The 13,314-nt window shown below is 47.2% G+C and carries 15 protein-coding genes and 1 pseudogene; 10 read left to right on the forward strand and 6 right to left on the reverse strand.

Annotated features, from left to right (window positions below):
* From PMG25_RS17140 to PMG25_RS17160, 5 genes are all read left to right on the forward strand, one after another.
* Nucleotides 1–1,033: HEAT repeat domain-containing protein (locus PMG25_RS17140; protein WP_283768119.1), on the forward strand; the 1,033-nt coding region annotated here is incomplete at its 5' end.
* Nucleotides 1,034–1,160: 127 nt separating this feature from the next.
* Nucleotides 1,161–1,397 (forward strand): hypothetical protein, encoded by a 237-nt coding sequence (locus tag PMG25_RS17145; RefSeq protein ID WP_283768120.1) that lies wholly within the window; start codon nt 1,161–1,163, stop codon nt 1,395–1,397.
* A gap of 167 nt (nt 1,398–1,564) precedes the next feature.
* Nucleotides 1,565–1,819, forward strand: a complete 255-nt coding sequence (locus PMG25_RS17150) for a hypothetical protein (RefSeq protein WP_283768121.1) — start codon at nt 1,565–1,567, stop codon at nt 1,817–1,819.
* A 3-nt stretch (nt 1,820–1,822) separates the two neighbouring features.
* Nucleotides 1,823–1,966 (forward strand): PIN domain-containing protein, encoded by a 144-nt coding sequence (locus PMG25_RS17155; RefSeq protein ID WP_283768122.1) that lies wholly within the window; start codon nt 1,823–1,825, stop codon nt 1,964–1,966.
* Between the two features lie 19 nt (nt 1,967–1,985).
* Nucleotides 1,986–2,345, forward strand: coding sequence for a nucleotidyltransferase family protein (locus tag PMG25_RS17160; protein WP_283768123.1), 360 nt, complete (start codon nt 1,986–1,988; stop codon nt 2,343–2,345).
* A 30-nt stretch (nt 2,346–2,375) separates the two neighbouring features.
* Here the strand turns inward: PMG25_RS17160 and PMG25_RS17165 are convergent, their stop codons facing one another.
* On the reverse strand, nt 2,376–2,585 hold the full coding sequence (locus PMG25_RS17165; protein WP_283768124.1) for a hypothetical protein: 210 nt from the start codon (nt 2,583–2,585) through the stop codon (nt 2,376–2,378).
* A gap of 165 nt (nt 2,586–2,750) precedes the next feature.
* Entirely contained in the window at nt 2,751–3,812 is a 1,062-nt protein-coding gene (gene mnmA, locus PMG25_RS17170; RefSeq protein WP_283768125.1) for a tRNA 2-thiouridine(34) synthase MnmA, read from the reverse strand.
* A gap of 101 nt (nt 3,813–3,913) precedes the next feature.
* On the opposite strand from mnmA, the gene PMG25_RS17175 reads away from it, so the two are divergent.
* From PMG25_RS17175 to PMG25_RS17195, 5 genes are all read left to right on the forward strand, one after another.
* Complete coding sequence (locus PMG25_RS17175) at nt 3,914–4,657, forward strand: hypothetical protein (protein WP_283768126.1); 744 nt, start codon at nt 3,914–3,916, stop codon at nt 4,655–4,657.
* Nucleotides 4,658–4,930: 273 nt separating this feature from the next.
* Entirely contained in the window at nt 4,931–5,899 is a 969-nt protein-coding gene (locus tag PMG25_RS17180; RefSeq protein ID WP_283768127.1) for a glutathione S-transferase family protein, read from the forward strand.
* Nucleotides 5,900–5,991: 92 nt separating this feature from the next.
* Nucleotides 5,992–6,405: an element excision factor XisH family protein gene (locus tag PMG25_RS17185; protein ID WP_283755759.1), complete on the forward strand. Its 414-nt coding sequence runs from the start codon at nt 5,992–5,994 to the stop codon at nt 6,403–6,405.
* Nucleotides 6,393–6,743 (forward strand): XisI protein, encoded by a 351-nt coding sequence (locus PMG25_RS17190; protein ID WP_283768128.1) that lies wholly within the window; start codon nt 6,393–6,395, stop codon nt 6,741–6,743. Before PMG25_RS17185 ends, PMG25_RS17190 begins: the two co-directional genes overlap by 13 nt.
* Nucleotides 6,744–6,938: 195 nt before the next feature.
* The gene (locus PMG25_RS17195) at nt 6,939–8,468 is read left to right on the forward strand and encodes an NAD(P)H-hydrate dehydratase (protein ID WP_283768129.1); all 1,530 of its coding nucleotides are present in this window, start codon (nt 6,939–6,941) and stop codon (nt 8,466–8,468) included.
* Here the strand turns inward: PMG25_RS17195 and PMG25_RS17200 are convergent.
* The 4 genes and pseudogenes from PMG25_RS17200 to PMG25_RS17215 form a co-directional block, all read right to left on the reverse strand.
* A complete protein-coding gene (locus tag PMG25_RS17200) occupies nt 8,451–9,719 on the reverse strand; it encodes a glycosyltransferase family protein (RefSeq protein ID WP_283768130.1) in 1,269 nt (422 codons plus the stop codon). The two genes, PMG25_RS17195 and PMG25_RS17200, sit on opposite strands and share 18 nt — an antisense overlap.
* A gap of 224 nt (nt 9,720–9,943) precedes the next feature.
* Nucleotides 9,944–10,732, reverse strand: coding sequence for a hypothetical protein (locus tag PMG25_RS17205; RefSeq protein WP_283768131.1), 789 nt, complete (start codon nt 10,730–10,732; stop codon nt 9,944–9,946).
* Nucleotides 10,733–10,752: 20 nt separating this feature from the next.
* Nucleotides 10,753–11,499, reverse strand: a complete 747-nt coding sequence (locus tag PMG25_RS17210) for a hypothetical protein (RefSeq protein ID WP_283768132.1) — start codon at nt 11,497–11,499, stop codon at nt 10,753–10,755.
* Between the two features lie 77 nt (nt 11,500–11,576).
* Nucleotides 11,577–13,314 (reverse strand): annotated as a pseudogene (locus PMG25_RS17215) (hypothetical protein); the annotation flags it as partial.

The following is a 13,314-nucleotide window of genomic DNA, read 5'->3' on the forward strand; positions in this document are numbered from 1 at the left end:
TTGGTGGGTGGCTGAGAGTTTAGGGAAAATTGGACAAGGAAATCAAGAGGCGATCACCGCCCTGGTGCAACTTCTGGAGCAGACTGAGGATCAATATACCCGTTGGCGGGTGGCTGAGAGTTTAGGGAAAATCGGACAAGGAAATCAAGAGGCGATCGCCGCCCTGGTGCAACTTCTAGAGCCGCGTGAGGATGAATATACCCGTTGGTGGGCGGCTGAGAGTTTAGGGAAAATCGACCCCGGAAATCAAGAGGCGATCGCCGCTCTGGGGAAAGTTCTGGAGCAGAGTAAGGATGAAGACACCCGTTGGTGGGTGGCTGAGAGTTTAGGGAAAATTGGACAAGGAAATCAAGAGGCGATCACCGCCCTGGTGCAACTTCTGGAGCAGACTGAGGATCAATATACCCGTTGGCGGGTGGCTGAGAGTTTAGGGAAAATCGGACAAGGAAATCAAGAGGCGATCGCTGCTCTGGTGCAACTTCTAGAGCCGCGTGAGGATGAAGATACCCGTTGGTGGGCGGCTGAGAGTTTAGGGAAAATCGGACAAGGAAATCAAGAGGCGATCGCCGCTCTGGGGAAAGTTCTGGAGCAGAGTAAGGATGAAGACACCCGTTGGTGGGTGGCTGAGAGTTTAGGGAAAATTGGACAAGGAAATCAAGAGGCGATCGCCCCTCTGGTGAAAATTCTGGTGCAGACTGAGGATAAAAATACCCGTAGGCTGGCGGCTGAGAGTTTAGGGAAAATCGACGCTGGAAATGCCCAGGCGATCGCCGCTCTGGGGAAAGTTCTGGAGCAGACTGAGGATGAAAATACCCGTTGGTGGGCGGCTAAGACTTTAGAGAAAATCATCACCATTGAGGAAAACCCAAAAACCGTTGTTTCTGCTCTCCAACCTCATTTCAATCGTAAAACCTACAAAAACAACGTTCGACTGTTTCTCATCTTCTACAAATGTCTCTCGAAGATTGCCCAAAGTCTCTCCTATCCTGACTTCTACCAAGCTTGGCATGGCGAATGGAACGCAGTGAAATGAAGCCATCTCAACCATCTCGGAATCATGGTGAGATAGCAGGGAAGCGATCGCCCCTAAAGCCCAAGTGAGAAAAAAGTTAATCCTGATCGCAAAGGTATAATTATAGCCATGTGCTGGAGGTAAAATAATGACATTACAGGAAATGATTCAGGGCTTGGATGAGTTATCCCAGGAAGAGCAAGTTTCTTTGTTCTCTGTTCTACAAAAGCGTTTAGAAGGGAGAGAGCTAACCCAAGCGGGTGACACTTTCTGGAATGGAGTGTTCCGTTTTAGACGAGCAATAGAAGAAGAGGAACTGGTTTTTACAGATGAAGATTTTGCTGATTTACGCGATCGCACCCCAGGACAGGAAGTCGAGCTTTAATGGTTAGATTTTTACTATAGCAAACCTAAATGAGTTGTGTAATAACTGCCCCTCATCCCCCTGCCCCCTTCTCCCGCAGGAGAAGGGGGAAAAGTCCCTCTCCCGTGGGAGAGGGATATAGGGAGAGGGCAAGATCTTATCAAGATTAAAGGAGATGAAACCAGATTATGTTAAAAACGTTTAAGGCTTTATTGAAGGGGAGTCAATTAGAGTGGATTGAAGATAGCCCTGAGTTGAAGGATGAAAAGTTAGAAGTTTATGTTACCGTTCTCGATCGCACTCCTAAAGTTAACTCTAAAACACGAGGTCAGAGAATGGCTGAAATCTTGGAAAATCTAGCCAATGAACCTGGATTAGAGCATCTCGACCCCATTCTGTGGCAGAGAGAAACAAGAGAAGATCGTTCATTACCAGAGCGATAAATTATGCTGTTGGATAGCAATATTATTATCTATTCTGCACAGCCAGAATATGATGAGTTACGAACCTTGATCGCTGAAAACTCTCCTGCGGTGTCAGCTCTGAGCTATTTGGAAGTTTTGGGTTATCATCAACTACAGTCAAGTTGAATCTAAAGGCAAGAGGTTAATGAGTCGGAAAATCGGCGATCGCCTGCTTGATGAGCGCCTAGGAATTACGGGAGAACAACTGGCTGATTTTTGCCAGCAGTCGGGTATTGTGGAAATCTCTGTATTTGGCTCGATTCTCCGAGAAGATTTTCACCCAGATAGCGATATCGATCTGTTGGTTGTCTTTGACAATGAGTTTCGTTCTCAGATGAGTTTAATGGATTTGGTGAAGATACAATATCAATTGGAAGATTGGCTCGATCGCTCGGTGGACTTGATTGAAAAATCCTCAGTCATTGACAGTGATAACTGGATTCGTCGCCAAAATATTCTCAGTACAGCACAGGTAATCTATTATCCAGGAAACCCGGTTTCTTAGCACGTTCGCGATCGCCCCCATACCCAACCGCTAGTCTAGCTTAGGCTGACAATCCGTAAAGGATAAAGCCTCTTCATCGAGATAACCGGCGATCGCCATTTCAATGACTGCCCACACTGGATAGTCCATTTGTTGCGCTCGCATTAACAGTCCATCACGAATGGTTTCGGGTAATCCCTCTAAGAAAACTTGTGCTAATTCAGGTGAAAGATGTTCGGATATTACTGATTGACTTGGCATACCATTAGCCCCTTATGTCAACGGTTGCCCTCATCCCCCTACCCCCTTCTCCCACGGGAGAAGGGGGAAAAAGTCCCTCTCCCGTGGGAGAGGGATTTTCCGCAAAGCGGACATGAAAGGGAGAGGGCATGAACACGAATACAATGAACATGCTATAGAAAACGTCTAACCTTTCGACTTGCGTTCAATGATACCACCTCCCAGGAGGCGATCGCCCTCATACCAAACTGCTCCTTGTCCCGGTGTTACCCCAAATTGCGGCTCATCAAAGCGCAAATGCACCCGATTTTCCGGTAAAGGAACCACCGTTACTGGCACGGGTTGCGATCGATAGCGAATCCGAACTTCAGCCCGAATCGGACTATCTGGTGGCGCAATTGACACCCAATTCACCCGACTCACCGTACACTCTGGATCGGCCGCACTCTCACGAGTTCCCACAATCACCCGATTCATCACCGGGTCAAGATCCACCACATACAACGGTTCCGAATAGGCCACGCCTAAGCCGCGCCGTTGGCCAATCGTATAATGATGAATCCCTTGATGGTGGCCCAAAACCTTGCCCCCTTGGTCAACAATATCCCCAGTCTTCTGGTTAATATACTGATCCAAAAACGACTGCATCGAGCCATGGGCTTCCACCAAGCATAAATCTTGACTTTCCGGTTTTTCCGCCGTTGTCAAATTAAACTCAGCCGCTAGGCGACGAGTTTCCGTTTTCGGCGTTTCTCCCAGGGGAAACAACGTAGAAGCCAAAATTTCTTGCGATAAATCATACAAAAAATAAGACTGATCTTTTTGCAGGTCAATGGCTTTTAAGAGCTGATAGCGTCCCGACTGCTCATCAAAGGCAATTCGCGCATAATGGCCCGTAGCAATATAATCAATCCCCAGCTCCGATTTTGCATAGTTAATCATCGGGCCAAACTTCACCGCCCGATTACACTGGGAACAGGGTAGAGGCGTAATTCCTTCCCGATACCCCGACACCAAATAATCGATAATATTCTGCTCAAACAACTCGCGACTATCCACAATATGGTGAGGCACTCCAAGCTGTTCGCAAATTTTCGCCGCATCCACCATCCCTTCCGAGCAGCACTGTCCCTTCCCCTTCATCAACCAAAGGGTTAAGCCCACAATATCGTATCCTTGATGATGAAGAACTGCTGCGGCAGTAGAACTATCTACCCCTCCGGAGAGTCCGACGACAACCTTTTTCATGGTGGTCACTTAGCTAACGGTGAACAAAAGCATTATTTTTGTGTACCCTTCTAAGGTAACACCTCCTCCTTTATCCGGAGGATCTGCATTTTTAACCCACCATGAACAACCAAAAACACTATTCAAGACTGAATTGGGCGATTCTTCTGGGAAGCTTGGGATTAGGATTAATAGTCAGCCCTAGCGCTCAAGCCCAAGACTTCATCTTACCGCCACCGGTAATTCAACCACAACCGATTAACTTGCCCCCTCCTCCTCCCAGTAATGCCATACCCACGATTCCCGGTAATCCCAATCAACCCTATTTACCGGCCAATGCCTATCCCTATAAAGTTGTGGTCAATGGCAATTCTCCCCTCTTGTTAGAGCAAGTGCAATGGATTGTCCCCGATGCCTTTGTGAGGCAAATGAACGGCCGCACAGTGATTCAGGCTGGTGCTTTTCGGTTGAACTCGTCTGCTCAGGAGCGTTTGTCTCTGTTGCGATCGCGTGGTATTTTAGCTGAAGTGACCCGACAAGGGGAAACTCTCGCCGGTGGCCAAACTTATCCTGCTCCAGCCTATCCCACCCCAACCCCCCCAAGCAATGCCATCAATCCTAACCCTGCTGTGGTTTTGGATAAAGGCTATTATGTAGTCATTCCTGGCTCTCAAGATAATGTTGCTGTAATCGCTAATCAGGTGCGGCAAATCATTCCTAATAGCGTGAATGTGATGGCTAAACGGTCTCGTCGGGGAATGCATGTTGCAGTTGGCCCCTATGCTAACCGCAGCGAAGCCGCAGAAGTCATGTCGTTTTTACATAATTCTGGGTTAAGCAATGCTCGCGTTTACTTTGGTCGTTAAAACCGATTCTTCTTCTGCCTATGAGACCTCCAGATGATGACTTTTCTGGATCAGTTCAAGGCTGCCTAGGGCAATTGGTAACTTATTTAGTAGTTGCCGTTGTTCTCTTTTTCTTGGTCTTGTTCGCTTGCAGTTATTTCCACACTACCTTTAATACCGTATTACTGGTTTGGTTCGGATTGATGTTATTTGTTTCGCTTGTATTTATCCTCAAAATGACTGAGGGTTGATTTTTTTGCTAAGGGTGTCATTAAAAAACAAGGAATATTAATTATGGGCTTAGGATTATTAGTTGATGGTCAATGGGTTTCTCGGCGGGAACAATCCGATCAAAAAGGAAACTTTATCCGTCCCCAAACCACGTTTAGAAATAAAATTACTGCTGATGGATCGAGTGGATTTAAGGCAGAATCCGGGCGCTATCATCTCTATATTTCTTGGGCTTGTCCTTGGGCCCATCGCACGGCGATTATGAGAAAACTCAAAGGATTAGAATCAGCCATTAGCTTATCGGTGGTCGATCCAGAAATTGACCAAAATGGTTGGCAGTTTTCTGAATCTCCCGGCTGTATTCCGGATATGATTAATCAGGCGGATTATCTGTGGCAAGTCTATTTAAAGGCCGATTCTAATTATAGTGGTCGGGTGACGGTTCCAGTTTTGTGGGATAAGAAAACGGAAACAATTGTGAATAATGAATCGCGGGAAATTATTCGCATGTTAGATACGGAATTTGAGCGATTTGCACAACGTCCAGTTACATTTTACCCTGAAGAATTAAGAGATGTTATTGATGGTACGATGGATACCATTTATCAACCGATTAATAATGGAGTCTATCGCGCTGGTTTTGCGACGAGTCAAGAAGCCTATGAACAAGGATTAACGGAGCTGTTTGATGCCTTGGAGCATTGGGATCAGGTGTTAGAACAACAACCTTATCTATGCGGCGATCGCATTACTCAAGCGGATTGGTGTTTCTTTACGACCTTATTACGCTTTGATGTAGTCTATTACGGTCACTTTAAATGTAATCTCCATCATATTACGGATTATACTAACTTATGGAACTATCTGAAAGAACTCTATCAGGTTCCAGGAGTGGCAGAAACTTGTAACTTTGACCATATTAAGCGCCATTATTATCGCAGTCATCCGGATGTTAATCCGACGCGAATTGTCCCCAAAGGGCCGATTTTGGATTTTGAAGCACCTTATGACCGGAATTTGTTGATGCATTGAGGAGATGGGGGGATGGGAGGATCTAGGAGTAGAGAAACTGGCGATCGCTCTTATCGTTCTGTATACTTAAATAGTATTGTCACAGTACAACAATGGCCAAAGACATCTATCATAATGCAGTGAGAGTGGCTCTAGAAAAAGACAGTTGGGTCATTACTGACGATCCGTTGACATTAACGGCAGGCAGACGAGATGTTTTTGTGGATTTGGCAGCCGAAAAAATACTGATGGCAGAACGCCAAGGAGAAAAAATAGCGGTAGAAATAAAAAGCTTTAACAGTCCTTCTTTAGTCAAAGATTTAGAACAAGCGCTCGGACAGTACATTCTTTATGCTAACCTTATGGCGCGTTCCCAACCCGATCGCGCCCTCTATTTAGCCATTCGTGCAGAGACATACGAGGATTTTTTTCAGGAAGAAATTGTGCAAATTATTTTAGCGGATAATCCGATTAAACTCATGGTTTTTGATTCTGAAAAGGAGGAAATTGTCCAATGGAAACATTGACCTTGAAAAAACTCGAAAAATATGGCGGTTACATTGAAGGAATCTTCAATGATTATGCTAGAATTAACTATGTCAATGCTGAAATTACAAACACCCCCATTGTCGATCGCGACCGCCATCATTTTCTCTTAGTTAGTGAGGGATGGGAAGGGAAAAAGCGAGTCCATCGAACTCTGGTTCATCTGGAAATTCGTGATGATAAAATCTGGATTCATTTTGATGGGATGGCAGAGAGTGTGGTCGAGCAATTGTTGACACTTGGCGTTCCCAAGGCAGATATTGTTTTAGCTTTTCATCCTCCTCATGTGAGGAAACTGGGTGATTTTGCGATCGCCTGATTTTCTAAAGATGAGCAGGAGTACCTTGCGATCCCCCCTAGCCGTCCTTAAAAAGGGGGGAAATAAAGAAAGTCCCCCTTTTTAAGAGGGGGATTTTCCGCAAGCGGACATGAAAGGGGGATCAGAATGTGTCCCATAGCAACAAGAATTTCTGTAATATTCTTGTCTTAATTTCAGACTCAGGTTAAATAAACTATGAGCGATCGCCAAAACCAAATCTCTGAAGTAGTCGTCACTGCCGCCGAAATGCGAGCCATTGAGAACCGCCTGTTTGCTGCTGGAATGCCGGTTGCAGCGCTGATGGAAAAGGTGGCGGGGTTGGTGGCTCGCCGGATGATAGCGGAATCGGAAACATTGGGGTTAACCTCGGCTAAAGTGGGTGTAATGGTGGGGCCGGGTCATAATGGTGGGGATGCCTTGGTGATTGCCAGGGAATTGTACTTGCAAGGGTATGATGTGGCGGTGACTCAACCGTTGGCGAAGTTAAAGGAATTGACCCAGAGTCATGCTGAATATGGGAAAAGTTTGGGTATTCCTTGGCTGAGTTTAGAGGAGTTGCTGCAAAGTTGCGAGATTTTGATTGATGGCTTGTTTGGATTTGGTTTAGAGCGCCCCATTTCTGGAGATCTGGCGGAGCAAGTGGCGCAGATTAATCAATCCAAAAGGCGGGTTTTTAGTATCGATCTGCCTTCTGGCATTCATACAGATACGGGGGAAGTTCTCGGTTGTGCGATTCGTGCGGATTATACGTTCTGTTTGGGACTGTGGAAAAGGGCTTGTTTGCAAGATGGGGCGCTTGAGTTTTTGGGAAAGGTGGAGTTAGTGGATTTTGATATTCCGTTAGGGGATATTGAGGCGGTTTTAGGCAATTCATCTCGATGTTATCGCATTACTGGGGAGCGGGCGATCGCCGGTCTCCCCCTTCCCCGTCCTCTCCTCTCCCATAAATATAAAGCCGGTCATCTGCTACTGGTGTGCGGTTCCCAGGAATATGCAGGCAGTGCCATTTTAACCGGTTTGGGGGCCCGCGCCTCTGGGGTGGGGATGCTCTCGATCGCCGTTCCCCAAAGCTTAAAACCGCTCTTGGTTCCCCAACTCCCAGAAGCCCTAATTATTCCTTGTCCAGAAACCGACACCGGCGCGATCGCCGAACTCCCCAATACCCTAAACTGGGATAAGTATCAGGCGATCGCCTGCGGGCCCGGAATTACGCGATCGGCCGCCTCCATTCTTCCCCCGCTTCTCCAGACTTCCCAACCCCTGATCCTCGATGCTGACGGTCTAAATCTCCTCTCTGACCTCGGTATTTCCCAGCTCAAGGGGCGATCGGCTCCCACCCTCCTCACCCCCCATGCCGGAGAATTTAAGCGCCTCTTTCCGCAAATTAACCCCAATTTAGACCGCATTCAAGCCGTTCGTGAAGCCAGTCAACAAACCGGGGCGATCGTCCTCCTCAAAGGGGCAAGAACCGCCATCGGTAGCCCCACCGGAACTGTTTACCTCAATCCCGAAAGCACTCCAGCCCTTGCCAGAGGAGGCAGTGGCGATGTCCTCACCGGTCTTTTAGGTGGTTTGGTTGCCCAACTTGACCCAGAAATCGCCATCCAAACTGCCACCTGGTGGCACGCGCAAGCGGGAATTTTAGCGGCTCAAGAGCGCACCGCTCTAGGGGTAGATGCCTTTCACCTGACAGAATACTTACCCGCATTACCCATGGTGCTGTAATTCTTCGATCGCCATCTGAGCCAGTTTTGCCGCCGCTCCGGTCTCTCCGCGTACCCTGGCGAGGCGATCGCGCATTGCCTGTAACTGGTCTGGATGCTCTAAATACTCAATCACTTGCTGGGCAACGGCTTCAGCCTCTAAATGTCCCACCCATTCCGGCACGATCATCTCTTTTGCCCAAATATTGGGCCAGGCAAAAAACTCCCCTCGCTGTTGTTTCCAGGACAAAATCACCTTATTCATTGCCTTAGCCAGACTCGAACCCACTGCGGGTAAATGAGCCAAAATTCCCCAAATACCATCCCAACTCCGCATCGCATCTAGTTGTTGGGTGGGCAATAAGACGATCATGGGAATGCCTAAAGACCCCAATTCTGCGGTATTTGCGCCCACCGTCGTGATGCACAGTTGGCACTGAGTCAGGACTTCATAGGCCGGAAACGTCATCCAGAGGTCAATTTCTAAGCCACTAGGGGTTTTTAGGCGCGGTTTAGATCCGGTTTCGATTAATTCTGCTGTTCCGGTGGGCCAATGGTGCAAGGTAGGATTGAATTGGGAATTGGCAAATTGGGCTAAGGTTTGAACATCCAGAGTCGGGGCAACGGGAATGATAAACTGGGTTTGCGGGCGCTGTTGATGGATTAATTGGGCGATCGCCAAAGCAAACGGTACTCCCGGCCGTAACTTATCGGGTTTTGACCCCGGTAACAAGGCAATTAACTCCCCGTTAACGGGATACTCTGATGTTGAGACATACTGGGCTGAGTCTGCCATTAAATCCCCTACAACCGTAAATTTATGGGCTAAAGAAGGCTTTACCTTGGCCAAAATTTGCCGATTCATGACGGCAAAGCGATCGATCCAAGGCTGCCATCGGGCCTCCCATTCCGCATAAACTAGGGTGCGATAGCCCAACCGCTTGCCCAACATGAGGGTAAAAAATTGATCGCCACCGAGAAATAGGACTAAACCGCGATCGCTCCAGGGCCAATTTTGGGCCGTTTTGCCCGACAATAGAAAAGGAATAAAATCTTCCGGCCCTTGAACCCGGTTCACTTCTGGCCAAGCAGCCGCCATCTGGGTTTCCGAACCACTCGCATTCGGACAGGGAGACAACACCACCGAGATGCGAACCCTGTTGTTATCGACTCCTAAAGCTTGGCGAATTTCTTTGACCACTGGACGCACCCAAGTGGTTAATTCTCCCGGCCCATTGGAGAGAATCAGAATATCGATCGTACTTTCAGACACAGATTGGGTAATGGGTAATGGGTAATGGGTAATGGGTAATGGGTAATATCAAGTCCGGTGAATGGGAAAAGACAAGCGGGCAAGATGCCCGCACTCCTGGAATACCTTGATATTCTGGAGTGGGAGCGTCTCGCTCCCTAGACTTTTAATTATGGTGTTTCCGCTTCGCGGACATGAATAACCGGACTTGATATAATTGGTAAGGGGAAAAACTGATTACTCAATCAAACCCCGAATTGTCCCCAAATTTGTTGGGCAATGCGTTTGGTTAACGTCGGTCGAGAAGTAAATAGTTCTCGCAGGGCCCAAGAACTGAGTCGGGGAAGCGTTGTCATCATTCGCCGAATTAACCAGTCCCGGAACCAAAAGCCTAGGAATGTGCCAATGACTGCCGGTAAAACCACCCAAAGCAGCCCCCGAATGAGGACTTCTTGCAAAACCCCCGGATCTTGAAGAATGACGAGCAGGTTTCTGATCACCAAGATAGCATCAGGAATCCAGATGGTGAGCATGGCGATCGCCCAGGCTACGCGATCGACCAACTGAGTCGTTCTCAGTTGCAAGAAACTTAACAGCTCATTAATCAACCAATTATGACTTTGAACCACCTGCAAACACTCCGGTTTGTTCAGTAATTCCCGTCCAACTTGGTTAATAATATCTCCATCGGGCGATAACACTGTTCGCAACAGAAACTGTCCCTGTTTCCCCCCATTGCCCACATAGAAGGTTTTAAAGGTCAAGGCCGATTGAATCGTGCCCCAAGCTGTTGTATCAATCACAACCAATTGACGCAGATCCACTAGCAGCCGAGCCAACTGACGGGGAGGGATGATCAGGCGATCGCCCCCCAACCTCACCCCCTCAATTTGCCGCAGCATCGGCGGATTCAGATAAAACACAAACTCCCCCTCCTCCGCTCGAATACAAGGCGCAATCAAGCTTCCTGGTGTTTCTGGGGGATTGATCAGCGATCGCACCCGATCTGCCGTATTTCGGATAAACTTAAACACACTCTCCTTTGGAGTCTCATCTACCGATTAGGATTGACAAATGTAGCAGCCGGTAATCTAAACCGTCCATCCGTACTTTTTTCCAGAATATCTTGCACAATCCCTACCATAAACTCCAGCAAACCGCGCCATTGTCTCTCCCCAGAACTCACTCCCTCATTATGAATTTGGATCAATAATTCCTTTTGATCGAAACCCAACAGTTGCTCATGGTAGCGATTAATAATATCCCCATCAAGCTGCATCACCGTTTGGGCATAAATAATATCCGTTGATTCAGAACTGAGATCTTGACTATCTAAAGCAGCTTTCAGTTCTAGCAGTTTACGCAAACCCCGTAAAAAACGTCCATTCGAGAGCAAATTTTGTAGCTTTTCCTCATCCTTGGGATCGTCCGGGTTCGGCAGTCGCTCTTGAGCATCGAATAAATCATTCGTTGGACTATTGAGTACCTGGCGATACTCCATCAACATCTTACGACGCAATCCATAATAGCGATGGTAAAGAGCTGGCGGAATTTTACGCTCATAAAAATACTGTTCATCCCCCTCATGCTCTGGAATCTCATAAATATAACGATAGGCTTCTTGGGGGACAAACTTGCTCCCCGTAATCTGAGCCACCACCATCGTATTCACTTCCAAAGCCGTCATATCGGTCAGAACTTCGCCCAACCCAATCACAAAATCACTAAACCGGCGCTGAAGACCAGAGGTTTCTGTTGATTGCCCATTCTGGGGGGGCGTTATTTCAGTTGAATCGGGCATAACTATTTCACTCCTATTGAAATAAAGTATAGATCGACTAGGCTAGAGGATCTCTAAGCCGACAGAGAACTCTAATTCTAAGATTTTTTGTCCTCAAAAGGATCTTCTAAATCAGCAAACGGATCTTCATCCATATCATCAAAGAGTTCTGATTCTTCTTGAGTTGATTGCTCAAATGAGTCTAGAGACTCGCCAAACGGATCGGCCTCTTCTTCATCAGCAAACAAATCTGCTAAGGGGTCAACCTCATCCTCCTCTTCTAACATCAGTTCTTCTGTCGTGGCCGCAGGGGCGATCGCCTCCTCCTCTGTCTCCCAATCCTCAGACAACAGATCATCTAATCCATCTGACTGATCCAAGACTGAATCTTGAGCTGACTCCCCAGAGGAATCTAACCCCTCTTGGGCAAATTCGTCAATCATTTCTTCCGACTCTGGCTCCACCACCGTCGGTGCAGTATGACTAACAGGTGAATCCTCCCATAGATCCCCCATATCTGCTTCAATTTCCTTCACAGCTTCCGCATCCCTGCGCGATCGAGCTTGAGCCGGATCTTCAGCCTCTACAGTTTCCTCATCAACAGACGGAAAATCTAACTCCTCCGTATCCCCGAAAACATCTAACAGATCCTCTTCTCCCTCTTCTTCCACCTCCTGCTCCTCAGTCACACCCGCAGAAAAATCCGGAACCTCCAAAGGCGTTTGCACTTCCTCTTCTGCAAATACATCGAGTAACTCTTCTGTTTCCCCAGATAATTCCTCAGAAGAGGTTGGATCATTCCAGATCGTCTCTGACATCGTATCCGTTTCAAACTCACTTAAAATTTCTGCTTCTTGTTCCTCTGATACTTGGGGAATATCCAAGGACTCTTGCTCTGAACTTCCAAACGGATCTCCCTCCGCTTCTTCTATTTTTTCCCATAACGATTCTTGGGATTCATCCGTGAGAAGATCTTCCGATTCCTCACTGGCAAACGGATCTTCTTCCATTACCACTAATTCCTCTTCTACCGATTCTTCAAACACCGGCATTTCTGCTGATTCTTCCTCTTCCCACAATTCTTCCGTTTCTGACGTTTCTTCATCCGCAAACGGATCTTCTTCCGTTGCCACTAACTCCTCATCTAAGGATTCTTCAAACACCGGCATTTCTGCTGATTCTTCTTCCTCCCACAATCCTTCTGTTTCTGAAGTTTCTTCACCTGCAAATGGATCTTCTTCCGTTTCCACTAATTCCTCTTCTAAGGATTCTTCAAACACCGGCATTTCTGCTGATTCTTCTTCCTCCCACAATCCTTCCATTTCTGAAGTTTCTTCACCCGCAAATGGGTCTTCTTCCGTTGCCACTAATTCCTCTTCTAAGGATTCTTCACCCGCAAACGGATCTTCTTCCGTTTCCACCAACTCCTCATCTAAGGATTCTTCAAACACCGGCGTTTCTGCTGATTCTTCTTCCTCCCACAATCCTTCCATTTCTGAAGTTTCTTCATCCGCAAACGGATCTTCTTCGGTTTCCACCAACTCCTCATCTAAGGATTCTTCAAACACCGGTGTTTCTGCTGATTCTTCTTCCTCCCACAATCCTTCCATTTCTGAAGTTTCTTCACTCGCAAATGGGTCTTCTTCCGTTGCCACTAATTCCTCTTCTGAAGTTTCTTCACTTGCAAACGGATCTTCTTCCGTTTCCACTAATTCCTCTTCTACCGATTCTTCACCCGCAAACGGATCTTCTTCCGTAACCACTAATTCCTCATCTAAGGATTCTTCACCCGCAAACGGATCTTCTTCGGTTTCCACCAACTCCTCATCTAAGGAT

The organism is Roseofilum capinflatum BLCC-M114 (genome assembly GCF_030068505.1).
GTDB classification, from domain to species: domain Bacteria; phylum Cyanobacteriota; class Cyanobacteriia; order Cyanobacteriales; family Desertifilaceae; genus Roseofilum; species Roseofilum capinflatum.

Bases quoted from the DNA above. Each gene is read 5' to 3' on its own strand.
- PMG25_RS17145 (WP_283768120.1), top strand. From the start codon at position 1,161: ATGACATTACAGGAAATGATTCAGGGCTTGGATGAGTTATCCCAGGAA.
- PMG25_RS17150 (WP_283768121.1), top strand. From the start codon at position 1,565: ATGTTAAAAACGTTTAAGGCTTTATTGAAGGGGAGTCAATTAGAGTGG.
- PMG25_RS17155 (WP_283768122.1), top strand. From the start codon at position 1,823: ATGCTGTTGGATAGCAATATTATTATCTATTCTGCACAGCCAGAATAT.
- PMG25_RS17160 (WP_283768123.1), top strand. From the start codon at position 1,986: ATGAGTCGGAAAATCGGCGATCGCCTGCTTGATGAGCGCCTAGGAATT.
- PMG25_RS17165 (WP_283768124.1), bottom strand. From the start codon at position 2,585: ATGCCAAGTCAATCAGTAATATCCGAACATCTTTCACCTGAATTAGCA.
- mnmA (WP_283768125.1), bottom strand. From the start codon at position 3,812: ATGAAAAAGGTTGTCGTCGGACTCTCCGGAGGGGTAGATAGTTCTACT.
- PMG25_RS17175 (WP_283768126.1), top strand. From the start codon at position 3,914: ATGAACAACCAAAAACACTATTCAAGACTGAATTGGGCGATTCTTCTG.
- PMG25_RS17180 (WP_283768127.1), top strand. From the start codon at position 4,931: ATGGGCTTAGGATTATTAGTTGATGGTCAATGGGTTTCTCGGCGGGAA.
- PMG25_RS17185 (WP_283755759.1), top strand. From the start codon at position 5,992: ATGGCCAAAGACATCTATCATAATGCAGTGAGAGTGGCTCTAGAAAAA.
- PMG25_RS17190 (WP_283768128.1), top strand. From the start codon at position 6,393: ATGGAAACATTGACCTTGAAAAAACTCGAAAAATATGGCGGTTACATT.
- PMG25_RS17195 (WP_283768129.1), top strand. From the start codon at position 6,939: ATGAGCGATCGCCAAAACCAAATCTCTGAAGTAGTCGTCACTGCCGCC.
- PMG25_RS17210 (WP_283768132.1), bottom strand. From the start codon at position 11,499: ATGCCCGATTCAACTGAAATAACGCCCCCCCAGAATGGGCAATCAACA.